Origin of the sequence: Gemmiger sp., assembly GCF_036306485.1 — a bacterium.
Taxonomy (GTDB): domain Bacteria; phylum Bacillota; class Clostridia; order Oscillospirales; family Ruminococcaceae; genus Gemmiger.
Genome location: NZ_JAXJZK010000038.1, coordinates 1 through 22,079, shown reverse-complemented (window position 1 = coordinate 22,079; position 22,079 = coordinate 1). Strand labels below are relative to the sequence as shown.

At 62.2% G+C, this 22,079-nt stretch carries 22 protein-coding genes; 6 read left to right on the top strand and 16 right to left on the bottom strand.

Annotation, left to right across the window (positions count from 1 at the left end; all coding sequences use genetic code 11):
- Positions 1–14 precede the first annotated feature (14 nt).
- From U0L91_RS07940 to U0L91_RS07925, 4 genes are all read left to right on the top strand, one after another.
- Complete coding sequence (locus U0L91_RS07940) at positions 15–386, top strand: Fur family transcriptional regulator (RefSeq protein WP_330045873.1); 372 nt, start codon at positions 15–17, stop codon at positions 384–386.
- A 60-nt stretch (positions 387–446) separates the two neighbouring features.
- A complete protein-coding gene (locus U0L91_RS07935) occupies positions 447–1,310 on the top strand; it encodes an ATP-binding cassette domain-containing protein (RefSeq protein ID WP_330045872.1) in 864 nt (287 codons plus the stop codon).
- Complete coding sequence (locus tag U0L91_RS07930; protein ID WP_330045870.1) at positions 1,310–1,894, top strand: pentapeptide repeat-containing protein; 585 nt, start codon at positions 1,310–1,312, stop codon at positions 1,892–1,894. The genes U0L91_RS07935 and U0L91_RS07930 overlap by 1 nt, the downstream gene beginning before the upstream one ends.
- A 385-nt stretch (positions 1,895–2,279) precedes the next feature.
- Positions 2,280–3,515 carry a 6-phosphofructokinase gene (locus U0L91_RS07925; RefSeq protein WP_330045868.1) on the top strand — a complete coding sequence of 412 codons (1,236 nt, stop codon included), beginning with the start codon at positions 2,280–2,282 and terminating at the stop codon, positions 3,513–3,515.
- 64 nt (positions 3,516–3,579) lie between these two features.
- Here U0L91_RS07925 and U0L91_RS07920 read toward each other — a convergent pair whose 3' ends face one another.
- From U0L91_RS07920 to U0L91_RS07865, 12 genes are all read right to left on the bottom strand, one after another.
- Complete coding sequence (locus U0L91_RS07920; RefSeq protein WP_330045866.1) at positions 3,580–6,573, bottom strand: phospholipid carrier-dependent glycosyltransferase; 2,994 nt, start codon at positions 6,571–6,573, stop codon at positions 3,580–3,582.
- 84 nt (positions 6,574–6,657) lie between these two features.
- A complete protein-coding gene (gene cysS / locus U0L91_RS07915) occupies positions 6,658–8,052 on the bottom strand; it encodes a cysteine--tRNA ligase (protein ID WP_330045864.1) in 1,395 nt (464 codons plus the stop codon).
- Between the two features lie 134 nt (positions 8,053–8,186).
- Positions 8,187–8,762 carry a CDP-diacylglycerol--glycerol-3-phosphate 3-phosphatidyltransferase gene (gene pgsA, locus U0L91_RS07910; protein WP_330045862.1) on the bottom strand — a complete coding sequence of 192 codons (576 nt, stop codon included), beginning with the start codon at positions 8,760–8,762 and terminating at the stop codon, positions 8,187–8,189.
- A gap of 3 nt (positions 8,763–8,765) precedes the next feature.
- Entirely contained in the window at positions 8,766–10,106 is a 1,341-nt protein-coding gene (gene rimO, locus U0L91_RS07905; RefSeq protein ID WP_330045860.1) for a 30S ribosomal protein S12 methylthiotransferase RimO, read from the bottom strand.
- A gap of 34 nt (positions 10,107–10,140) precedes the next feature.
- On the bottom strand, positions 10,141–10,770 hold the full coding sequence (locus U0L91_RS07900; RefSeq protein WP_330045858.1) for a regulatory protein RecX: 630 nt from the start codon (positions 10,768–10,770) through the stop codon (positions 10,141–10,143).
- Positions 10,770–11,951 (bottom strand): recombinase RecA, encoded by a 1,182-nt coding sequence (gene recA / locus U0L91_RS07895; RefSeq protein WP_330045856.1) that lies wholly within the window; start codon positions 11,949–11,951, stop codon positions 10,770–10,772. The genes U0L91_RS07900 and recA overlap by 1 nt, the downstream gene beginning before the upstream one ends.
- Before the next feature lie 116 nt (positions 11,952–12,067).
- Complete coding sequence (gene prmC, locus U0L91_RS07890) at positions 12,068–12,958, bottom strand: peptide chain release factor N(5)-glutamine methyltransferase (protein ID WP_330045854.1); 891 nt, start codon at positions 12,956–12,958, stop codon at positions 12,068–12,070.
- Positions 12,952–13,899 carry a DUF1385 domain-containing protein gene (locus U0L91_RS07885; RefSeq protein WP_330045852.1) on the bottom strand — a complete coding sequence of 316 codons (948 nt, stop codon included), beginning with the start codon at positions 13,897–13,899 and terminating at the stop codon, positions 12,952–12,954. The genes prmC and U0L91_RS07885 overlap by 7 nt, the downstream gene beginning before the upstream one ends.
- A gap of 14 nt (positions 13,900–13,913) precedes the next feature.
- Positions 13,914–15,359, bottom strand: coding sequence for a sensor histidine kinase (locus tag U0L91_RS07880; protein WP_330045850.1), 1,446 nt, complete (start codon positions 15,357–15,359; stop codon positions 13,914–13,916).
- Between the two features lie 23 nt (positions 15,360–15,382).
- Positions 15,383–16,084 (bottom strand): response regulator transcription factor, encoded by a 702-nt coding sequence (locus U0L91_RS07875; protein ID WP_330045848.1) that lies wholly within the window; start codon positions 16,082–16,084, stop codon positions 15,383–15,385.
- A gap of 52 nt (positions 16,085–16,136) precedes the next feature.
- On the bottom strand, positions 16,137–17,480 hold the full coding sequence (locus tag U0L91_RS07870) for a hypothetical protein (protein ID WP_330045847.1): 1,344 nt from the start codon (positions 17,478–17,480) through the stop codon (positions 16,137–16,139).
- A gap of 55 nt (positions 17,481–17,535) precedes the next feature.
- Positions 17,536–18,306, bottom strand: coding sequence for a ZIP family metal transporter (locus tag U0L91_RS07865; RefSeq protein ID WP_330045845.1), 771 nt, complete (start codon positions 18,304–18,306; stop codon positions 17,536–17,538).
- Positions 18,307–18,444: 138 nt separating this feature from the next.
- On the opposite strand from U0L91_RS07865, the gene U0L91_RS07860 reads away from it, so the two are divergent.
- Both U0L91_RS07860 and U0L91_RS07855 read left to right on the top strand, forming a co-directional pair.
- Positions 18,445–18,642 (top strand): helix-turn-helix transcriptional regulator, encoded by a 198-nt coding sequence (locus U0L91_RS07860; protein WP_330045843.1) that lies wholly within the window; start codon positions 18,445–18,447, stop codon positions 18,640–18,642.
- 47 nt (positions 18,643–18,689) lie between these two features.
- A complete protein-coding gene (locus tag U0L91_RS07855) occupies positions 18,690–19,199 on the top strand; it encodes a hypothetical protein (RefSeq protein ID WP_330045841.1) in 510 nt (169 codons plus the stop codon).
- A 68-nt stretch (positions 19,200–19,267) separates the two neighbouring features.
- On the opposite strand, the gene deoC is transcribed toward U0L91_RS07855, so the two are convergent.
- From deoC to rpsA, 4 genes are all read right to left on the bottom strand, one after another.
- Positions 19,268–19,924, bottom strand: coding sequence for a deoxyribose-phosphate aldolase (gene deoC / locus U0L91_RS07850; protein ID WP_330045838.1), 657 nt, complete (start codon positions 19,922–19,924; stop codon positions 19,268–19,270).
- A complete protein-coding gene (locus U0L91_RS07845; RefSeq protein ID WP_330045836.1) occupies positions 19,921–20,079 on the bottom strand; it encodes a hypothetical protein in 159 nt (52 codons plus the stop codon). The genes deoC and U0L91_RS07845 overlap by 4 nt, the downstream gene beginning before the upstream one ends.
- 89 nt (positions 20,080–20,168) lie before the next feature.
- Positions 20,169–20,618, bottom strand: a complete 450-nt coding sequence (locus U0L91_RS07840; RefSeq protein WP_330045834.1) for a GtrA family protein — start codon at positions 20,616–20,618, stop codon at positions 20,169–20,171.
- A gap of 96 nt (positions 20,619–20,714) precedes the next feature.
- The coding region (gene rpsA, locus U0L91_RS07835) for a 30S ribosomal protein S1 (protein WP_481804523.1) at positions 20,715–22,079 on the bottom strand (1,365 nt) is incomplete at its 5' end.

Here is a 22,079-nt window from a genome sequence, read left to right as displayed (position 1 = left end):
AAAGGAATCATGCCATGACCCGCCAACGCGCTCTGATCCTGAACATCATGCGGGAAAATCCCGGGCACCTGACAGCCGACGAGATCTATGCCCTGGCCCGGGAGCAGATGCCCGGCATTGCCCGCGGCACGGTGTACCGCAATCTCAAGCTGATGGAGCAGGACCGTGAGATCGCCAAGCTGGAGATGCCGGAAGGCCCTGACCGGTTCGACAAGACCTCGGCTCCGCACGGTCATCTGTACTGCGACGGCTGCGGAAGCCTGCAGGACATCCCGGTCATCGGACTGGTCCGGGACATCGAAGCCGTCATCGGCACCGAGGTGCGCTCGTACCAGCTGACCATCCACTACCTCTGCCCTGCCTGCCGCAGCAAGCTGTCCCAGTAACCCATTCTACGGCCTGCCCGCCTGTTTGGTGCGCAGGCCGTTGTGTGTGAGGTGCCTGCCATGATCTACCTGTCGGACTTTCATTTTGTCTCGGACTCTGCCGAATCCCAGTATGTGGCCGGGAATCCGAAGACCCTCTGCACCTATTACGAGAGCTTTTATCCGTTCGGCTTCTTCCCTGCCCGGGGGCTGCGGTCCCTTGAGATGAGCGACATCACCATCCTGTACGGCGGCAACGGGTCCGGCAAGACGACGGCGCTCAATGTGATGGCCGACGCGCTGCACCTGACGCGCAGCGCCCAGTACAACCGCACCGACTTCTTTGAGGATTATATCCAGATGTGCCAGTTTCATACGCTGCACGCCATCCCGCGGAGCAGTCTGATCCTGACCAGCGACGATGTGTTTGACTATATGCTCACGGTGCGGGCCATCAACGACGACATTGACGACCGCCGGAGCGATCTGATCCGGGATGTGCGGCAGGCACGCCGGACTCCCTTCCGGATGCAGAGCCTGGAGGAGTATGACCGGCTCAAACTGACCAGCGAGGCACGGCGGATGACCAATTCCCAGATTGTCCGCCGCAAGCTGGCCAACAACGTCCGCACCCGGTCCAACGGGGAGAGTGCGTTCCAGATGTTCGGGGAAAAGATCCGCAGCGACGCCCTCTATCTGCTGGACGAGCCGGAAAACAGCCTTTCGGCCACCCACCAGCTGGATCTGGCGCAGTTTCTCGGCGATTCGGCCCGGTTCTTCAACTGTCAGTTCATCATCGCCACCCATTCCCCCTTCCTGCTGGCCATCCCGGGGGCCCGGGTGTACGACCTGGACAGCTTTCCCGTCCGGACCCGCCTCTGGACCGAGCTGGAGAATGTCCGGGCGTTCTACGATTTTTTCAAAGCCCATGAGGAGGAATTCTGATGTCCGAGCGCCGCTGCTATCAGGGAGAAGTCTTTGAGAGGCTGGACCCCGGCGACCGGCTGGCCGATGCGGAGTTTGATGACTGCGTTTTCCGCAGCTGCCGGTGGCTGGGGCTGCGCATTGAAAACTGCCGGTTTTCCTCCTGTACCTTTGAACACTGCACGCTGTCCGGCGTGGTGTTCAGTTTTTCCGTCATGAAGGACGGCTGGCTGCTGGATTCCTCCTTCCGTTCGATGGCCTGGGGCGGTCTGCAGGGCAGCAGCCGGATTGTCCAGCCGTTCGGCAAGATCCGCAACTGTGCGTTCCGGTACAATGATTTTTCCGGCATGAGCCTGAACGGCTTTGACTGGTCCAGCTGCAGTTTTGAGGAATGCACCTTTGACAGCTGCCAGCTGTCCGGGGCCAGTTTCCGCACCGTCCACCTCGGCAATTCCCATTTCACCCGCTCGGACCTGCGCAAGGCGGATTTCCGCGACGCCGACGGGTATGCCGTGGACCTGGCCACCAACCAGCTGCAGGAAGCCCGGTTCAGTTTTCCCGACGTGGTGCGGCTGCTGGACGGAACCGGTATCCGGATTGAATAAGATTTGTCGTTGCCGGGCAGACCGTTTCGGGGTCTGCCCGGCTTGTTGATTGTCTGGGCCAAAAAGGAACGGATCTTGCGCCGCAGACAGAACAATCGGTAAGGTTTTGTCTCTTTCCGCAATTTTTGCAATGTTTTCTGCGGCGTTCTTGCAGTTTTCTTGCGGCGACGGTTCCGCTCTGTGGAACGCTGTTTCCCATTGTGGAAACAATCCGGGAACCGGGGTTCCGGCAAGCGGAATGGGACAATCCACAAATGTACCCGATGTTTTTTGTCAACTCCTGCAATGGCAAAAAACGCCCGAAAATGCTACACTGAATATGACATAAATGGTTCGGTCCAGCGTGAATTCAGGGCCGCACCAAATTCATTTCAGGAGGCATATTATGGCAAAAAATGCGATCGTCGGTCAGTCCGGCGGCCCGACTTCGGTCATCAACTCCAGTCTGGCCGGTGTGTTTGAGAGCTGTAAGCGCCGCGGTGCCGGCAAGGTATACGGCATGATGCACGGCGTGGCGGGTCTGCTGGAACGCCGCGTCTGCGTGCTGGACGACAAGCTCCGCAATGCCCTCGACATTGAGCTGCTCAAGCGCACCCCGTCGAGCTATCTGGGCAGCTGCCGCTACAAGCTGCCCGACTGGCACACCCCGGAGGGGGAGGAAGTCTACCGCAAGCTGTTCGACATTCTTGAAGAGCTGGACATCGGGTATTTCTTCTACATCGGCGGCAACGACAGCATGGACACCATCGGCAAGCTGGCCGATTACGGCGCTTACATCCAGAGCGAGATCCGCTTCATGGGTGTGCCCAAGACCATCGACAACGACCTGATGGTCACCGACCACACGCCGGGGTACGGCAGTGCGGCCAAGTACATCGGCGTTGTGATGAAGGAGATCATCCGGGACGCCACGGTCTACGGCACCAAGTATGTGACCATCGTGGAGATCATGGGCCGCAACGCCGGCTGGCTGACCGCCGCTGCCTCTCTGGCCAAGGCCGAGGACTGCGAGGGCGTGGACATGATCTGTCTGCCCGAGGTTCCCTTCAACGTCGACCGCTTTGTGGAAAAGGTGGAGCGGATGCAGCAGAACAAGCCCTCCATCGTCATTGCGGTCTCGGAAGGCGTCAAGCTGGAGGACGGCCGCTATGTCTGTGAGCTGGCGGACGATGTCCACGCGGTGGACGCTTTCGGTCACAAGGCCCTGACCGGTACGGCCCGCTTCCTGGCCAACACCGTGGCCCGCCGTCTGGATACCAAAACCCGCTGCATCGAGCTCTCCACGCTGCAGCGCTGCGCCGGCCATCTGACCAGCCGCACCGACATCACCGAGGCCTACCAGGTGGGCGGTGCCGCCGCCAAGGCCGCCTTTGAGGGCCACACCGGCGAGATGGTCGCTCTGGACCGCATCTCCAATGCGCCGTACCAGTGCACCACCAGCCTGCATCCCATCAGCGAGGTTGCCAACCTGGAAAAGAAGGTCCCGCTGGAATGGGTCAACGCCGACCACACGGCCATGACCCAGGAGTTCATCTCCTACGCCATGCCGCTGATCCAGGCGGAACTGACTCCCATCTATGTCGAGGGTCTGCCCCATCACATCTATCTGCCCGAAGCCTGAAAATGAATGAACAAAGGCCATTGACGGACGCCTGTGCCGTCAATGGCCTTTTTGTATCGTGGAATCAGTAGAATCCGTAGCTGGGCAGGATCTGGGTGCTTTCGGCCCAGGCTTCGGGGATCGGAAGTCCCGACAGCGCCGGGTAGAACCAGACAAAGCAGATCAGGGCCGCTACGCAGAGCCCCGCCGCAATCTGTTTGGCGCGCTGTTCCTTCTCCATGCGGGAGAGCACAAAGACGATAGCCGCCAGCGCAAACATCGAGCTGGGGAAATAATGGTACAGGAAGGTGCAGCGGGAGACCAGCATCCAGGGCAGCAGCTGGGTGGCATACAGGATCAGCAGCCCCGCCCCGGCCCGGCTGCCCCGGGCAGAGATCTGACGCCAGAAGACCAGCAGGATGCTGACCAGCCCCGCAAGGCAGAGCACCGGGCTGTACATGCCCGCAATGCTGGCTTTGGTGCCGGACGGCAGATAGCCGTTGAGGTAGTACCACACCGGGCGCAGGTCGAGCAGCCAGGTATACCAGCGGCTCTCGAACGGATGGGTGGCATTGAGGGTGGAGTGGTACCAGTACATATAGGTCTGGCAGTTCCACCAGTCCTCCAGTCCGAAGGAGGGGTCCCGCCACCAGTACGGCAGATAGGAGGCCAGATAGATCATCAGCGGCACGGCAATGTAGAACACGACGCCGCCCAGCGCCGCCAGGCGGAACTCTTTCCAGAAATCCGGCTTGTGCTGCTGCCAGCGGGCATACAGCACCCCGAGATAGAGCACCGCCAGCCCGGCGCCGGCATAGATGCCGGTCCATTTGGAGGCGCAGCCCAGCCCGAAGGCGATGCCGCCCAGTGCCATCGGGATCACCGAGCCATGGACGCCCTTCTGCAGCACACTCTGGCAATACCAGAGCATACAGTCGGCGCTGAGCAGGATGAAGAAGGTGGCATAGATATCAATGGTCGCAATGCGGCTCTGGCTGAACCGCATGAAGTCCAGCGCCAGCAGCACGCCGGCCACAGCCCCCGCCCAGGGTTTGCGGGTCAGGCGGCGGGCAAAACACCAGGCCAGCGGGACCAGCAGCACACCGAACAGGGTGCCGGAGAACCGCCAGCCGAAGCCCGTCATGCCGAAGATGGCAATGCCGAGCATGATGAAGTCCTTTCCCAGCGGCGGGTGGGTGGTCTCGTAGACGGTCAGCCGGTGCAGCATCTCGTAGCCGGTACGGCCGTGGTAGATCTCATCAAAGTACATGCTGTTGAGCTGGCTGATGGTCTCGGGGACCTCGGTCTGCTCATCAAACAGCTGGTCGCCGCCCGTCACGGGGACCAGTTCCCCGGCAGCGTCGCGGAGCGCCAGTTCAAAGACCTGGGCATTGCTGACGGTGGCGGTGAGCGGCTGCCCGGCCGGGGCCGTCAGCGAGACTGCGGACCAGCTGAACGGCGTGCCGTAGTTCAGTTCCTTTTCATAGAGCACCGATCCGTCGGCGGTGCTGATCGTCAGGCTGCCGCCCGTCGAGATTCCCGGATAAATCCAGAGTTCGGCGGTCTCCGCCTGGGGGGTGAAGGTCACGGTCCGGGTCGTATCGGTGGCATCGAGCGGCGTCTGGGGCGCCTTGGTGCTGCCCAGATAGGCAAAACTGATCACTGCCGTGAGTGCCGTGAGCACCAGCAGTGCCCGGCGTTCCCGGGAAGTCCAGGTCGGCATCGAGGCAGGTGCGGCCAGGCTGGTTCTCGGCGCCGGCCGGCGCTTGCGGTCGGCGGGTGCCGGTTCGGGGGCATAGCGGGAGACCGCGCCCTGGAAGCAGATGGTCCAGACCGTGAAGGCCAGCAGCAGGAACGCGACGGTCTCGGCAAAACCCATGATGCTGGCAAATTCGCGGCTGGTATCGCTGGACAGCCATTCATCCTCGGTGCCGACAAGGGTATAGACGGCCGCCAGGTTGGCGAACCCGGTCAGCGACAGCCCGAAACCGGCCCCATAGAGGCGGATGTCATTCCAGCGGGCCGCGGCCAGCAGGACCAGCAGCACCCCGAGCACGAGGTACCGCTCATGCATGCAGTGGGCGAAGGTGAAGATGCCCACCGTGTAGAAAGCCGCCAGAAGCAGCGGCGAGAACCGCCCGGCACGCCAGGAGACCACCGCGAGCACCACGAGCAGCACCGTGATGACGGCGATATGAAAGACACCCAGGGTCTGCCAGCTGAGGAAGGAGACCGGACCGCTTTCCAGCGGCTGCCAGTTGCCGCCCAGCGCCGCAAACCAGTTGAAGGCATTGATGGTGGCGTACGGATAGCCCGAGGTGGTTCCGATGTATTTTTCGATGAGCGACGGTATCAGAGAAACCGGACCGTAGAACGGCAGTCCGGCCAGCAGCGGAACGGCCAGGGCCAGACCGGCGCCGCCGAAGATCCGTCCGACCGCGCGTCCGAGGGACTGACCGTCCCGGACCGCCTCGGCGATGCCGACCAGAAAGCAGATGGCCAGCACCGGGCCGGCCAGCAGCGCCTGGGGTTTGATGGCCAGGGCCAGGCCGTACAGCGCCGCGGCGGGCAGATAGCGGCGCTGCTCAAGCAGCCAGAAACAGAAGAGCAGCGGCAGTGCGAAGGCGCCGTCGATCTGTTTCCAGACGCCGGTATCGAAGAGCGTCAGCGGGCAGAAGGCAGCGAACAGTGCGAGTGCCGTCCGTTCCCGGCCGGTGCCCATGCTGCGGGTAGCGATCTTCCAGAGCAGGGCCACGGCGGCGCAGTCGCAGATTGCCGGGACGATCGCCAGCAGGAAATAGGTCCAGGGCGACTCGAAGGAGATCTGCAGGGCGCTTCGGATTCCTCCGATCAGGCCGAGTACCAGGATATAGCCGGGGGGATAGTCGGCAAAATAGCCCTCGCTGTAAAACGCGGCCGGGCCTTGCGACGCCAGTTTGTCGCCCCAGGCCACGAAACAGTTCATATCATAGGAATAGCCGTCGGTCATCAGTGCCAGCAGCAGCCGCACGGCCAGCGCCGCCGCCAGGATGGTCCACAAGGTCCGGCGTTCCTTCTGTGTTTGGCGTATGGTGGACATTGCAAAACTCCTTGCGTGTCAAAAAAAGAAGGAATCGGTACGGGAATGGCCTACATTCCCTGTACCAATCCCTTTTCGGTGTGATTACAGTTTGCTCAGCTGCGGGCCCTTGGCGGTGTCCATGACGCTCCAGCCCAGTTCGGTGATGCGGGCGCGGATCGCGTCGGCCTTGGCCCAGTCCTTGGCCTTCTTGGCAGCGGCGCGCTCCTCCACCAGCGCCAGCACCTCGTCGGGCGCCTGCGCCTGCTTGCGGTTGTACAGCAGACCGAGAACGCCGGTCAGCTCATCAAAGACCGCGGCGGCGGTTTCCAGGCTGGCACGGTCGGAGGCGTCGGACAGCGTGTTGATGTCCTTGACGAACTCAAAGATGGCAGCCAGCGCATCCGGCGTGTTCAGGTCGTCGTCCATGGCGGTCTTGAACTTGGTGCGCGCCTCCTCGCTCTTGGCCGCGAGGGCCGTGTCGGTGCCGTGGGCGTGCTCGATGGCGAAATCCAGGTTTTCGCGGCAGGTGTAGAGGCGCTCCAGGCTGTTCTTGCAGCTCTCGATCAGGTCCACGGTATAGTTCAGCGGCATCCGGTAGCCGGCGGTGAGCATGAAATAGCGGATGGGTTCATAGCCGTACTTGTCGGCGATTTCCCGCACCGTGAAGAAGTTGTTGGCGCTCTTGGACATCTTCTGGTTGTTGATGTTCAGGAAGCCGTTGTGCATCCAGTAGCGGCTGAAGGTGCAGCCGTTGGCGCACTCCGACTGGGCAATCTCGTTTTCATGATGGGGGAAGATCAGGTCCTGGCCGCCGGCATGCAGGTCGATGGTCTTGCCCAGGTGCTTGCGGGCCATGGCGCTGCACTCGATATGCCAGCCCGGACGGCCGTTGCCCCAGGGGCTCTTCCAGAACGGTTCACCGGGCTTGGCCGCCTTCCAGACGGCGAAGTCGGCGGGGTCCTCCTTGAGGTCCTCCTCCATCTGGCTGCGCAATTCCCGGTTGCCGCTCTCCAGGTCGTCGAGGTTCAGGTGGCTGAGCTTACCGTAGCCGGGATCGGATTTGACCCGGAAGTAAACGTCGCCGTTGCGGGCGACATAGGCATGGCCGGAATCCACAAGATCCTTGACAATATGGATGATCTCGCCGATATGTTCGGTCGCGCGGGGGCGGACGGTCGGCGTCTTGACGTTGAGGCCGTCCGAGTCCTTGATATACTCAGCCTCAAAGCGGCGGGCCACCTCGGACATCGAGGTTCCCTCCTCCTGGGCCTTCTTGATGAGCTTGTCGTCAATATCGGTGATGTTGGAGACATACAGCACCTTGTTGCCGCAGTATTCCAGATACCGGCGCAGCGTATCGAAGACGATCATCGGGCGCGCATTGCCGATGTGGATATAGTTGTACACGGTGGGACCGCAGACATAGATGCGGTACACGCCGGGTTCGGCGGGGATGAATTCTTCCTTCTGACGGGTCATCGTGTTAAAAATCTGCATAGGGCGGGGACTTCCTTTCCTTGACAAATATCGGCAGGGCGGGTTGCAAACGCGGTCACGCCCGGAAGATGCACAGTAATATTATAGCCGCCCCGTCTGCGAGATGCAAGCCCGGAGCGGCTGAATATCGGGGATTATCGCGCCTGCATGAAGCAGCTGCGGTTCTGCCACAGGTAGATGCAGCCGGACAGCACGGTGACGGCCGCCACCAGCCAGCAGAGCACCTGGGTGATGAGCGAGAAGGCAAGGATGTCGGTGGAGCCCATGAAGAAGGGCACCACATAGTAGTAGATGATGGTGAGCATCTGCAGCACCGTCTTGACCTTGCCCCACATATTGGCGGCAATGACAGTGCCGGATTCGGCGGCGATCATCCGCACGCCGGCCACCGCGAACTCACGGAACAGGATAACCGCGAGCACCACCGGGTGGCACACGCCGTCCACAACCATGTAGATGAAAGCCGCCGTGGTCAGCATCTTGTCGGCCAGCGGGTCCATGAACTTGCCGAAATCCGTGACCAGGTGGTTCTTGCGGGCCAGATAGCCGTCCAGAAAATCCGTGAAGCTGGCAACGGCAAAGACAATGCCGGCCACCAGCTGGGCCGTGGGATTGTAGGCGGAGGTTCCGATGCGGCCGAACGCGGCGAACACCATAAAGACAGGAACCAGGATCACGCGCAGCATCGTGAGTTTATTGGGAAGATTCATCGTTCAGTCCTCCAGTTTTTCTTCTACATAGCCGTAGAGATCATAGGTATCGCTGTCGGTGATGGTCACACGGTAGAATGCGCCGGTCTCGAGCGGGGTATCGGCCGGGGTCAGCACATTGCCGTCAATCTCGGGGGTATCGGCCTTGGAGCGCAGCAGGTACATGCCGGTCTCGTCATCCACGCCGTCGCAGATGCACTCCAGCGTCTGCCCCACCTTGGAAGCCTGCACGGCGGCGGAAATCTCGGCCTGCAGTTCCATGATGTGGTCGGCCCGCCGCTGTTTGGTCTCCTCGTCCAGCTGGCCGTCCATCCGGGCCGCCACGGTGTTTTCCTCCGCCGAGTAGGCAAAGCAGCCCAGCCGGTCAAACCGGACGGTCTTGACGAAGTCGCACAGCTCGCTGTACTGTTCCTCGGTCTCGCCGGGGAAACCGGCAATCAGGGTGGTGCGCAGCGTCAGCCCCGGGATGGCCGCCCGCAGTCGGGCGATGGCATCCTCGATCTCGCGGCGTCCGCCGCGGCGGTTCATGGCCTTGAGCACCGCGTCGTCACAGTGCTGGATCGGCAGATCCAGATAAGGCACCACCTTGGAATTGCGGACCATGGCGGCGATGAAATCGTCGGTGATCCGCTCGGGGTATGCGTAGAGAATGCGAATCCAGCGGATGCCGTCAATGGCGTTGAGCCGGTCGAGCAGCTCGCACACCGCGCCCGGCTTGCCCCAGTCCTCGCCGTAGGCCGTGGGGTCCTGGGCCACCACGATCAGTTCGCGCACCCCTTCGCCGGCCAGCCAGCGGGCTTCGGCCACACAGTCCTCGAGCGGACGGCTGCGCAGCGGGCCGCGGATCAGCGGGATGGCACAGTAATGGCAGCGGTTGTTGCAGCCCTCGGCAATCTTGAGATAGGCATAGTGGCGCGGCGTGCTGATGACGCGCGCGCCGCCCAGAGGCATATCGCTCTTGGGGCCGTAGGACTCGACCTGACCGGCCCCCGCGGCGGTGATCCGCTCCACAATGGCCGGCAGGGCCGCGTTGGAACCGATGCCCACCACGGCATCCACCTCGGGAATTTCCGAGGCAATCTGGGATTTGTACCGCTCCGCCAGGCAGCCCGTCACAATGACCTTGAGGTCGGGGTTCTGCTGCTTGTACTGGCAGGCCAGGAGAATGTTCTCGATGGCCTCCTCCTTGGCGGACTGGATAAAACCGCAGGTGTTGACGATGATGATGTCCGCCTCGCCAGGGTCGGCCACCGTCTCATGCCTCGCCTTGATCAGTGCGTGGCAGAAGACATCGGCGTCCACCTGGTTTTTGGGACATCCCAGCGAAATAATCGCAATCTTCATGGTTTTGTCTCCCGCCTGTGCAGCGGGTCCTTTCCTAATATTCTTGGTAATCCGACAGGGCTTCGCGGATCACGGCGTGGGAAAAACCGCGCCGGGCCAGCGCCGCCGCCACCTGCTGCCATTTGCCGGCCGCCAGTTTGTCGGTGTAGTGGCGCTCCACCAGCGCACGCGCATTGGCAAGCTCGGGGTCGGTCCGGTCCTCATCGGGTTCATGCTCATAGAGTTCCGCGACGACCTCCTCGGCCAGATCGCGGTCGATGCCCTTGGCATGGAGATCGTCCAGGATGGCGCGGCGGCTTTTCCGCTTGGCGCAGAGTTCCGCCGCACGCCGCCTTGCAAAGTTCCGGTCGTCCAGCAGGTTGAGTTCCTGCATTTTGGCCACCGCGGCGGCCGCACTGTGGGCGTCGAACCGGCGGCAGAGTTTCTGGTACAGCTCCCCTGCCCCGTGGTCCCGCAGTGCCAGCAGGTCCATGGCCTTGTCCACCGCCTTGCGGGTCTCGCTTCTGGCACGCAGATCCTGCACCCGCCACTCTTCCAGCGCATCGCCGGTATGGAGATCGGCGGCCAGAAAGGTTTCCTCATCCAGCGAGAAGGCAAACGCACCGTCAAAGAAGAGCGCCCACCGTCCGCGGCGGGTCTCCTGAATCTGGGTCAGCTGCGGCATTATTCATCCACCATAATGTCCAGATCCATCTCACTGCCGGTGGTCTTGGGGGCGGCCGGGGCAGCTGCCGGGGCCGCATCGGCCGTCACCGGGGTCACGGCGGGTTTCTCGATGGGCTTGACGGTCCCCTTCTTGCCGGCAGCCAGCAGACGGTCGGCATTGTCGCGGACCAGCTTTTCGATCTCCGCGGCCAGGTCGGGGTGCTCCTTGAGGTAGAGCTTGGCATTGTCGCGGCCCTGGCCCAGGCGCACGTCGCCATAGTTGAACCAGGCACCGCTCTTCTGGACGATGCCCAGCTTGACGCCGAGGTCCACCAGTTCGCCGATCTTGGAGATGCCCTCGCCGAACATGACATCAAACTCCGCCTCACGGAAGGGCGGGGCTACCTTGTTCTTGACGATCTTGGCACGGGTGCGGTTGCCGATGAAGGAACCGTTGGCGTCCTTCAGCCCCTCGGTGCGGCGGATGTCAATGCGCACCGACGAATAATATTTGAGCGCGCGGCCGCCCGTCGTGACTTCGGGGTTGCCGTAGACGACGCCGACCTTTTCACGCAGCTGGTTGATGAAGATGCAGACCGTGTTGGTCTTGCCGATGATGCCGGTCAGCTTGCGCAGCGCCTGGCTCATCAGACGGGCCTGCAGACCCACATGGGAATCGCCCATCTCGCCCTCGATCTCGGCTTTGGGGACCATCGCGGCCACAGAGTCCACGACGATGGCGTCGATGGCGCCGGAACGGACCAGCGCTTCGCAGATTTCCATGGCCTGCTCACCGGTATCCGGCTGGCTGACCAGCAGGCTGTCAATGTCGACGCCCAGAGCCCGGGCATAGGTCGGGTCCAGCGCGTGCTCGACGTCGATGAAGGCCACCTCGCCGCCCATCTTCTGCGCTTCGGCCAGCACATGGAGCGCCAGCGTCGTCTTGCCCGAAGATTCGGGTCCGTAAATCTCCACGATACGGCCCCGCGGCAGGCCGCCGATGCCGAGTGCCAGATCCAAACCAAGGCTGCCGGTGGAGATTGCATCCACCTGCATCGCCACATTGGCGCCCAGCTTCATGACGGCGCCCTTGCCGAACTGCTTTTCAATCTGTGCCAGAGCCGTTTCCAGCGCGGCCTTCTTGTCGCCGGCCGGGCCGTTCGGAAGCTGCTTGGAAGAACTTTCTTTTTTTGCTGCCATACTCTTCTCCTTATCGCCGGATATGCGGCGTGTGTTTCGTATTGTCCTTATTATACAGGATTCCTGAGAAAAATACAACCATTAGTTGTGCAGTTGCAGCCCGATAACCAGGACTTTTACGAGGTTTTTCGGGCGCCGTCGGGGCAGAAAGCCCACACCGCACGATCATTGCCGCCGTAGTCCCGGCGGCTGTCGATCCCGGTCCAGCCGTTATCGGCCAGGATGGTCTTCACCGCGCGGCGCTGGGCGCAGCCGATCTCAAAGACAAGGCTGCCGCCGGGGCGCACCGTCTGGCGGTAGTTTGCCGCAATCGCACGATAAAAATCCAGGCCGTCCGTTCCGCCGTCCAGCGCCATCGCCGGTTCGCGGGCCGTCTCGGGCATGAGGTCGGCCATCTCGGCGGCGGTCAGGTAGGGCGGATTGCAGAGGATCAGGTCCACGGTTGCCGGGGGCAGCGTCTGCCAGTAGGTCAGCACATCCGCCTCGACGGCCGCCACGCCGGTGCCGGCGGTGTTGGCCAGCAGATAGCGCAGCGCGGCGGGGCTCTTCTCGACGCAGAACACCCGGGCCTGCGGCAGGAAGCGGCGGACGCCCAGGCCGAGGCAGCCGGTGCCGGCGCAGAGGTCCAGCACCAGCGGGTCAGGTCTTCCCGCCTGGCGCAGCAGGTCCACGGCGGTCTCGCAGACCACCTCGCTGTCGGCTCTCGGGCAGAGTACGCCGGGCCCCACCCGCAGCGTAAAGTCCAGGAAGTCCCACTCCCCGGCCAGGTACTGCAGCGGTTCCCGGTCGGCGCGGCGGGCGGTGAGTTCGGCCAGCCGTTCGGCCTGGGGCGCCGGCAGCGGCGCGTCGGCCAGACGCGGGTCCCGCCCCGAGACCATCCGGTACAGTTCCCGTGCATCAAAGTCGGCGTCGGGGCAGCCGGCCTGTTCCAGAATCGTCTGCACGGCACGCAGCGCGGCACGGGGCGTCAGGGCTGCAAGCTGCCGGGCCAGTTCCTGCGTCACCATCGGCCCTGCTCCGGGTCGCGGGGCAGTACCGGCGTGACGGCGGCAATGGCCACCTCGATCATCGAATCGTCGGGTTCAAAGGTGGTCAGGCGCTGCAGCCAGAGTCCCGGCACCGCGATGAGGCGGGCGGCCGCCGAGTTGGAGCGGCCCGACCATTTGAGCACCTCGTAGCAGATGCCGACCAGCAGCGGCAGCATGGCGAGTTTATAGACAACCCGCAGGGCAGTGCTGGTCCAGGGCAGCACCGCATACAGGAAGATGCTGATGAGGATGACCAGGATCAGGAAACTGGTGCCGCAGCGGGGATGGAAGCGGGAATGGCGGCGGATGTTCTCAACGGTGAGCGGTTCCCCGGCTTCGTAGCAGGCGATGGTTTTGTGCTCGGCACCGTGGTACTGGAACACCCGGTGGATTTCCTTCGTGCGGGTACACAGGTACATGTACAGCAGGAAGATGGCCAGTTTGAGCACCCCTTCCAGAATGACCTTGGGCCAGCGGCCCAGCGGGAGCAGACGGCTGATCTGGCCGGTCAGAAAGGTGGGCAGGAAGGTGAAGAGAAAGAGGGCCAGCGCCACGCCCAGCAGGGCGGAAAACGCCATGAGTGCTTTCTGGAAGCGCGGGCCGGTATGGTCCTCCAGCCATTTGTCCAGGCGGGACTGTTCGGCCTCCTGTTCCTCCTCGGTCATCGAGATGTCCGCCGAGTGCATCAGGTATTTGTAGCCGTTGTACAGGTTTTCCACCATATTGCATACGCCGCGCACCAGCGGGACCCTGTTGTACCAATGGGTGCGGACCTCCTCATAGCTGAGGTCGATGGTGCCGTCGGGACGGCGGACCGCGCAGCAGATCTTTTCGGGGCCGCGCATCATGATGCCCTCCATCAGGGCCTGGCCGCCGACGGAGGTGCGGAATTTTTCGGTTGGACGGGATTCTTGCGGCATAACGGCTCCTTTGCTCAGATCGGCTCGTGCAGGTGTTCCTGGCCGGCATGGTAGGCGGGCAGTGTGACGGAGACCGTCGTTCCCTGCCCCAGGGTGGAAGCGATGTCGGTCGTGCCGCCCAGGGCGGTGACGATCTCATCCACCACGGCCAGTCCGATGCCGGACCCCCGCACAGCGTTCTTGGCTTTGAAAAATTTCAATTTGACATTCTGGAGATCTTCCGGCGAGATGCCCCGGCCCTGATCCCGCACCGAGACCGTGACGGTCGTGGGGGTGCGTCGCAGCGTCAGGAAGATCGAGCCGCCGGGCTCGGAATATTTGATGGCATTGTCCAGGATATTCACAAAGACCTGGCGCAGCCGGGAGGGATCGGCCCACACGGGGAAGGGTTCGGGCGGTTCCTCATAGACGAGATGGAGCCCTTCCTGGCGGATGCGGGCCTCCACGAAGAGGGCTGCGTCGGTCACCTCGGCGACGAGGTCCAGCACCTGACATTCCAGTTTGATGCCGTTCTGCAGCCGCGAAAAGTCCAGCAGCTCCTCCACCATCGCATAAAGGCGGTCGGTCTCGCTGCCGATGATCGAGATGCCCTTGCGGAAATTCTCGTCCTCCGGATCACGGATGTTGGAGACCGTCTCGACCCAGCCTTTGATGCTGGTGAGCGGGGTGCGCAGCTCATGGCTCACCGAGGAGATGAACTCGTTCTTCATCTTCTCGGTTTTGGTCAGGTCCTCCGCCATCTGGTTGATGGTCTTGCACAGACGGCCGATCTCGTCATCGTAGCGGGTATCGGGCAGGCGGGTCTTGAGGTCCCCGTGGGCGATGCGGTTGGCGGTGGCCTCGACCTGGCCGAGGGGCCGCACGATGGACCGGACAAAGAACAGGCCGCTCCACAAGGTGAAGCCCAGCACGACGAGCACCACGCCCAGCGAGATGGTCACCATCTGATACCACTGCCGGTCCACCAGCGTCAGGCTGGTGACCAGGCGCATGGCAGCGATGCTGCCCGCCGCGTAGGGCACCAGGCAGGTCATCGCCATGACCCGCTCGCCGTGCTCGGTGCGGAAAATCACGGTGCCGAAACCGGACGCATTGTTGAGCGCCTCGTAGAAGTCCTCACCGACCGAGAGCAGCGTCGGGTTCATGGTACCGCTCGAGGTCGTGAGCACAACGCCGGAGGCGTCCAGCAGCATGAATTCAAATTTATCCTTTTCCTCAAACTGCTCCACGATGCGGCGCAGCGACTGGCTGCGGCTTTCCGAGGCGGTCAGCGAATCGCCGGCCGTGCCGGTGGCCTGCAGACGGCCCACAAAGGTGGAGAACCGGCTCTGCATGGCGCCCTGCACGCCGCCGTAGAGGTTCTGATAACTGTTGTAGAGGAACAGCGCTTCCGCAGCGGCCAGGACAAGCACGGTGATCAGCAGGCTGCCCTTGAGCCAGCGGCGGGTGATGCTTTGCATTGCGACAGCCCCTTTCCCTTCCGTCAGGCGTTCCAGCGGTACCCGTAGCCCCAGACGGTCAGGATATGCTGCGGGCTGCTGGGTTCATCCTCAATTTTCATCCGCAGACGGCGGATGTTCACGTCGACGATCTTGACATCGCCGAAATATCCCTTGCCCCAGACGCCTTCCAGGATCTTCTCCCGGACCAGCGCGGTGCCGGGGTTGCGGAAGAACAGTTCCATGATCTGGAATTCCACCTGGGTCAGATCCACCGGCTTGCCGGCCTTGTACAGCACCCGGCTGCGCTCGTCCAGCACAAAGGGACCGCTGACCAGCTGGTCGGGCTCGGAATCGCCGCGGGCGTCGTCGGCATTGCGGTGGACCCGGCGGGCGAGTGCCTCCACGCGGGCGACCAGCTCCGAGACCGAGAAGGGTTTGGTGATATAATCGTCCGCACCGATGGAAAGGCCGCGGATCTTGTCCGCCTCCTGGCCCTTGGCCGAGGCGATGATGATGCCGATGTTGGGGTCACTGCGGCGGATGGTCTCGCACAGCGAGAAGCCGTCCATGCCCGGCAGCATGACATCCAGCAGGGCGGTGTCGCAGGGCGGATTCTGATGGATCAGTTCGAGGGCGCGCTCGGCGCTCGGCGCCTCCAGCACCTCCCATCCGGCCATTTTGAGGTTCAGGGCCACCAGCTCCCGAATGCTGGCTTCATCTTCCACGACCAGGATACGTTTCATTGTTGGTTCCTTTCCCGGCGGGAACCCTCCCGCCGCTTGTTCTGCGGCCCGCTCAGCGGAACACCGTTGTGCCGTTGATGATGTCATCCAGCCCGAGTCCATAGTAGGGCGTCACAATCCGCGCCTGCAGCTGCTGGCTTCCGATGGTGGCAACACGGTGAAAGACCTCTTCCTCTTTCTGCGTTTTCTCGTCCTCCGAATCCTCCTGGGAAGGATCGGTCACCCGCAATTCACAGTAGACCGTCGTTCCTTCCTGGTTGCAGACCAGCCAGCCGTTGCCGTCCCGGTTGGTGCGCAGCAGGATGGAACCGTGCAGCGATTCCGGCAATTTGAGGAAGAAGCGGTATTCGCTGTCATACACGCCGAAGCTGCTGGCGCTGACATCCTCGCCGGCGTAGTCCCGCCAGAGCAGGAAGCGCAGCCGCTTGTCCATCGGGGAGGCAATCTCACCGCCGTCATCCACGGTGCAGGGGATGTCGATGGTGCCGTTGCCGTCCAGGTCGGTGCTGAGCAGGGCGCTGTCATACCGCAGGGTGGCATGGTAAAAGTCCGGCGTTCCGGGCGGCAGATAGGTCTTGAGGAACTGCGTTTCGGGGTCATAGAGGATGATGGAACTCGCCAGCGTATTGCCGGAAGCGCCGGCCCAGCCGTCCACGACCAGATAGGAGCCGTTCTCCCCCGCCGTGCCGGCGTGGAGCGCCGCACAGCCGTTGTAGATGCCGTCCCCGACCGCCAGCGTCTGGGCCGAGCGGAACCCGTCCTCGGTGTTGGTGAGGAGCTGCAGGTTCACGCCGCCGTTTTCCGTCTCGGTGGGCAGCGCCAGAATCAGGTCCTGGGTTCCCTCGCCGCCCGTCAGATCGGCGAGGATCATCTCGGTATAGCTCTGCTGGATGATGACCTGAAGGGTCTCATCGCTGTACAGATAGACCACCATATACTGGTCGCCCTGGGCGCTGCCGTAGCCCACGAGGATCTGCTGGGACTGGGCGTCCCGCAGATGGGCATAGTTGACGCTCTCCACCTCGCCGGACAGGCCCTCGGCCGTCTGGGTCACCCGCCAGCCGCCGTCGTCGGTGGGCTCCAGCACGGCCAGCCAGACATTGCCGCCCGTGGCGTCCAGCGTGTAGAGAACCGCCGCCTCCTCGGTGCCGTCCCCGTCCAGGTCCCCGAAGAGGAACGGCGAAAGGAAATCGCCGCTGGCGGGGTACTTGAGGTTGGCACTGACCCCCAGCTCGTTGTTGAGGGCTTTCTGCACGGCATTGGCCCGGCTGGAAAGCTGCGGGGCACGCAGCAGGGTCTCGATGTCGCCGGTGTTGACAAAGGAACAGCCGGACAGCAGCACTGCCAGAACAAGGGAAACCGCGGCCCGGACAGCATGGATTTTGCGCTGCGGCATACGGCATTCCCCTTTCCGTTGTTTTTCCATAAACTCAGAAATTAGTATACCACAATCATGTCAAACCCGCAATGCCGAGAATCATCACAAGAATTCCCACCGCGCAGCCCAGGCTGCCGGCGCGGCGGTTGCCCTCCGGGAAGGCGGCCGGCAGCAGCTGTTCCACCGACACCCACAGCATGATGCCGGCCACCGGCACAATGATGCCCGAGACAGTGACGGCGTTGATCCGCCCGCGCAGAAAGATCCAGGCCAGCAGAGCCCCGGCGGGTTCCGCCAGGCCGCTGGCCAGCGCGGCGGCCAGCCCGAACAGACGGCTGCCGGTGGCGCAGGCAAACGGCACCGCGACGGCCAGGCCTTCCGGGATGTTGTGCAGCGCCACCGCCATGGCCGTGCGGGCGCCCATCCCGCTGTCCGCCGCCCCGCTGACCAGCGTGAGGACTCCCTCGGGCAGATTGTGCAGCAGCAGCGCCGCCCCGGTGACCAGGGCGGTGCGCATCGCAGCCCCCTGCCGCCGTGACCCGAACCGCCGGGCCAGCAGCTCCTCCTCCGGCAGGGCCCGCTCGAGGAAACCGGCCGCCACCATCCCGCCGAGCATCAGCAGCGTCACCGCCGGGCCGCAGAGCACCGGGCCGAGAACGGCGCCGAATTCCGCCAGGGCTTCGGGCAGCAGATCGGCCAGGCTGACCGTGATCATCACCGAAGCCGCAAAGCCGCTGCAGAAGGCCAGCAGCCGCTCGGTGGGTCTGAAAAAGACCGCCGCCAGGCCGCCCAGCCCGGTGGACAGCCCCGCCAACGCGGTGAGCAGAATGGGATGTACCCCCATGGTCATCACTCCCTTCACGTTCACCACTATATTCCGATCCGCGCAAAAATATTTTTTGCAAAGCTTGCTTGACATTTTATGCAAAGTTTACTATACTTAAATTGCAAAGTTAGCTTAGCAAAACAACAGAGGCAGCATATGAAAACCATCATTCCCGCACTGCGCAAGAAACACCGGATGAGCCAGCAGGACCTGGCCGATGCCGTGGGGGTGACCCGCCAGACCATCACCTCCATCGAGGTCGGCCGGTACACGGCCAGTCTGGAACTTGCGTACAAGATCGCCCACTATTTCGGACTTTCCATCGAGGAGGTCTTTGATTTCAGTGAGGTATGAGGGCGTCGGGTCCAACGTCCCGCCGCCCGGACAGGAGGCAAATCACAATGGTCAAACCCATGGGAGTATTCGGTGCACTTTTCTCCTGCACGCAAGCCAGAACGCCGGAGGCGTACCGCCGGCAGCTGGAAAGCCGGCTGCGCCTGGCGCGGCTGATCGTTGTTTTGGGGGCCGTGACGGTCCTGTTCGGACTGCTGGCCGTCCGTGGGTTCTCGGCGCTGCCGGAGTCCCGCCAGTCTTTCCTGAGCGGATTTTACGCCGGGCTCGGCATTGCCGTCCTGGCAGCGGGGCTGGCGGTACGGCGCAGCATCCGCAGGCTGCTCCGCGATGACAACAAGCTGAAATCCGAGTTCATCCGGGTCTATGACGAGCGCAACCGCGAGGTCTCGTCCCGGGCGATGCGGTCCGCCGGATGTGTGGTCTGTGTGGCACTGTACGCGGTGCTGCTTTTTGCCGGACTGTTCAGTTTTCTGCTGTTCTGGTTCTGCTTCTGCACCGCGATCGGCTTCACGCTGCTCTATCTGGCGTTTTCCTTCTATTACAGCCGGACGATCTGAACCGTCCGAAAAAAATCCCCGAACCGGTGCCGGGCTGGCAGCCGATTCGGGGATTGTTCAGTTCGGGGTTACTGGCAGAGCAGTCTGACCGCGCGCGACGTGCCGAGGCGGTCCGCTCCGAGGTCGAGGAAGGTTTCCATATCTTCCACGGTGGAGATGCCGCCTGCCGCCTTGATCTTGCAGCGGCCCGCCACACAGCGGGCAAACAGCTCGATGTCGTGGAAGGTGGCACCGCCCGTCGAGAATCCGGTGCTGGTCTTGATGAAGTCCGCGCCGGCCTCCACCACGATGTCGCACATCTTTTCCTTTTCCTCGTCGGTCAGCAGGCAGGTCTCGATGATGACCTTGAGCACCTTGTCGCCCACCGCACGCTTGACGGCGGCAATGTCCTCACGCACCGCGTCGTATTCGCGGTTTTTCAGGCGGCCGATGTTGATGACCATGTCCACCTCGGAGGCACCGTTCTCGACAGCGGTTTTGGCTTCAAAGCATTTGGAAGCGGTATCCATGGCGCCGAGGGGGAACCCCACCACGCAGCAGACCGGGACCCGGCCCGCCAGATACTCGGCAGCCTGCCGCACATAGCAGGTGTTGATGCAGATGGACGCCGTGTGATACCGGACAGCCTCGTCACACAGAGCCTGGATCTGCGGCCAGGTTGCCTCGGGCTTGAGCAGCGTATGGTCCACTTTGGAGAGAATCTCCTCTTTGGTGTACTTGCTCATTTAAACTCGGCTCCCTTCTTGCAGGACTTGCACAGGTGTGCCTGGTGCAGGCCGATACCGGAAAAAACGACGGACGTGATGCTGAGGGTCGCGCCGATGATGCCGAGGATCAGGCCGGTCAGGCGGAAGCCTCCGCCGCGAATCTTGTTTTTCATGGGTATTTGCCTCCTTTGATGTCGGAATGGGATATTGTGTTGCGAGGGCCTTGCGGTCCCCGATCAAGCCGGAAGTCGCGGGAACAGGGTCACTTCTTTTTGAAGATCAGGACCTTGCTGAACACATAATTGGAAAGGATGACGATCGCCTGGCTGAAGAACTTGACGCCCATGGCCCACAGCTCGACGTGGGCGACCGCGAAGCCGATATGAGGACCCAGCAGGTTGACGCCCAGCCAGATGATGCACTGGTCCATGACCAGCGTGATCAGACGGCAGGAGATGAACTGCCCGAACTCCACGACGGCGGCCCAGCCGGTGTTCTTGCTGCGGAAAACGAAGACGCGGTTGGTCCAGTAGGCGAAGAGGATGCAGATCACATTGTCGAGGATGTTGCCGATGCCGGTGGCAAAGTCGGTGCCGAGCAGGGCCTGAAAGGCGGCAAACAGCACCAGGTTCAGCAGGGTTGCCAGACCTCCGAAGAACAGGTAGGCCAGCCCTTCATAGTATTTGAGAATCCACGCTTTGATTTTTTCCATAGTTTTTCCTGTCTGTCGGGGCCCGGCGGGGTCCCTTGCAAGAGAATACAAAAGGGGCCTGCCTGTTGCCAGGCAGGCCCCTGCGGTAACCGGGGATTATTCAGCGTCGCCCTCGGCAGCCTCGTTGAGGCAGGCCTTCATGGACAGGCTGATGCGCTTGCGGTCAAAGTCAACGTTGATCAGCTTGACCTTGACTTCGTCGCCGACCTTCAGGACGTCGGAGACCTTGTTCACGCGCTCGTTGCTGATCTCGCTGATGTGGACCAGACCGTCAACACCCGGCAGGATGCGGACAAAAGCGCCGAACTTGGTGATGGAAACAACCGGAGCCGTGAATTCGGAGCCGATGGGATACTCGTTCTTGAGCTTCTCCCAGGGGTTGTCCTCTTCCTTCTTGTAGCCCAGAGAAACCTTCTGGTTCTCGGGATCGTAGCTCTTGACATACACCTCGATGGTATCGCCGACATTGACGACCTCGGAGGGATGCTTGATGTTGGACCAGCTCAGCTCGCTGATGTGGCACAGGCCGTCCACGCCGCCGATGTCAACAAAGGCGCCGTAGGAAGTCAGGCTCTTGACGACGCCGGTGTACTTCTTGCCGACTTCGACATTCTTCCAGAACTCTTCGCGCTTGGCCTTGTTCTCTTCCGCGGTCACCTTGTTGATGCTGCCGACGATCTTGCGGCCGGCGCACTCGGTGATGACCAGACGGACATGCTGGCCGACGAGCTTGGTGTAATCCTCGTCACGGCGCATGGTGGCCTGAGAGCGGGGAACAAAGACGCGAACGCCCTTGACGTTGACAACAACGCCGCCCTTGTTGGCTTCCATAACGTCGCCTTCCATCACGGTGCCGTTCTCGGCAGCCTCGGAAACGTCCTTCATGCCCTTCTGAGCTTCGAAGCGGACACGAGAAAGGGTGTCAACGCCTTCCTGGTCGTTGGTCTTGACAACCACGAGATCCAGTTCGTCGTCCACCTTAACAAGGTCTTCCATCTTGGCGTTGGGATCATGGCTCATTTCGCTGAGCTTGACGATGCCGGTGTGCTTGGAGCCGTCGATGCCGACCACACACTCCGTCGGGGAAACGCTGATGACCTTGGCTTTAACGATCTTACCTGCGTACAGGGGCTTGGCTTCGGATGCCTCGAGCATCTCGGCAAAACTCATGTCGTCACGGATTTCTTCACTCATACAGTTAAGTACCTCCTCAATTATAGACGAAGGCGTTGAAGCCCCGGCCGTCACACCCACCGTTTCGGCACCTTGCAGCCAGCTCAGATCGAGTTCATCAGCTGTCTCGATATTGACGGCTCTGGTATGCCTGGCGGCGACTTGCAGCAGCTTTTGGGTATTGGAAGAATGATGACCACCAATGACGATCATACGATCGCATTTTTGGCTGAGGTCTTCCGCTTCCTGTTGCCTCGCACACGTTGCATTACATATTGTATCAAATAT

Coding starts and splice junctions, on each gene's coding strand:
- U0L91_RS07940 (WP_330045873.1), top strand. CDS start 15: ATGACCCGCCAACGCGCTCTGATCCTGAACATCATGCGGGAAAATCCC.
- U0L91_RS07935 (WP_330045872.1), top strand. CDS start 447: ATGATCTACCTGTCGGACTTTCATTTTGTCTCGGACTCTGCCGAATCC.
- U0L91_RS07930 (WP_330045870.1), top strand. CDS start 1,310: ATGTCCGAGCGCCGCTGCTATCAGGGAGAAGTCTTTGAGAGGCTGGAC.
- U0L91_RS07925 (WP_330045868.1), top strand. CDS start 2,280: ATGGCAAAAAATGCGATCGTCGGTCAGTCCGGCGGCCCGACTTCGGTC.
- U0L91_RS07920 (WP_330045866.1), bottom strand. CDS start 6,573: ATGTCCACCATACGCCAAACACAGAAGGAACGCCGGACCTTGTGGACC.
- cysS (WP_330045864.1), bottom strand. CDS start 8,052: ATGCAGATTTTTAACACGATGACCCGTCAGAAGGAAGAATTCATCCCC.
- pgsA (WP_330045862.1), bottom strand. CDS start 8,762: ATGAATCTTCCCAATAAACTCACGATGCTGCGCGTGATCCTGGTTCCT.
- rimO (WP_330045860.1), bottom strand. CDS start 10,106: ATGAAGATTGCGATTATTTCGCTGGGATGTCCCAAAAACCAGGTGGAC.
- U0L91_RS07900 (WP_330045858.1), bottom strand. CDS start 10,770: ATGCCGCAGCTGACCCAGATTCAGGAGACCCGCCGCGGACGGTGGGCG.
- recA (WP_330045856.1), bottom strand. CDS start 11,951: ATGGCAGCAAAAAAAGAAAGTTCTTCCAAGCAGCTTCCGAACGGCCCG.
- prmC (WP_330045854.1), bottom strand. CDS start 12,958: ATGGTGACGCAGGAACTGGCCCGGCAGCTTGCAGCCCTGACGCCCCGT.
- U0L91_RS07885 (WP_330045852.1), bottom strand. CDS start 13,899: ATGCCGCAAGAATCCCGTCCAACCGAAAAATTCCGCACCTCCGTCGGC.
- U0L91_RS07880 (WP_330045850.1), bottom strand. CDS start 15,359: ATGCAAAGCATCACCCGCCGCTGGCTCAAGGGCAGCCTGCTGATCACC.
- U0L91_RS07875 (WP_330045848.1), bottom strand. CDS start 16,084: ATGAAACGTATCCTGGTCGTGGAAGATGAAGCCAGCATTCGGGAGCTG.
- U0L91_RS07870 (WP_330045847.1), bottom strand. CDS start 17,480: ATGCCGCAGCGCAAAATCCATGCTGTCCGGGCCGCGGTTTCCCTTGTT.
- U0L91_RS07865 (WP_330045845.1), bottom strand. CDS start 18,306: ATGGGGGTACATCCCATTCTGCTCACCGCGTTGGCGGGGCTGTCCACC.
- U0L91_RS07860 (WP_330045843.1), top strand. CDS start 18,445: ATGAAAACCATCATTCCCGCACTGCGCAAGAAACACCGGATGAGCCAG.
- U0L91_RS07855 (WP_330045841.1), top strand. CDS start 18,690: ATGGTCAAACCCATGGGAGTATTCGGTGCACTTTTCTCCTGCACGCAA.
- deoC (WP_330045838.1), bottom strand. CDS start 19,924: ATGAGCAAGTACACCAAAGAGGAGATTCTCTCCAAAGTGGACCATACG.
- U0L91_RS07845 (WP_330045836.1), bottom strand. CDS start 20,079: ATGAAAAACAAGATTCGCGGCGGAGGCTTCCGCCTGACCGGCCTGATC.
- U0L91_RS07840 (WP_330045834.1), bottom strand. CDS start 20,618: ATGGAAAAAATCAAAGCGTGGATTCTCAAATACTATGAAGGGCTGGCC.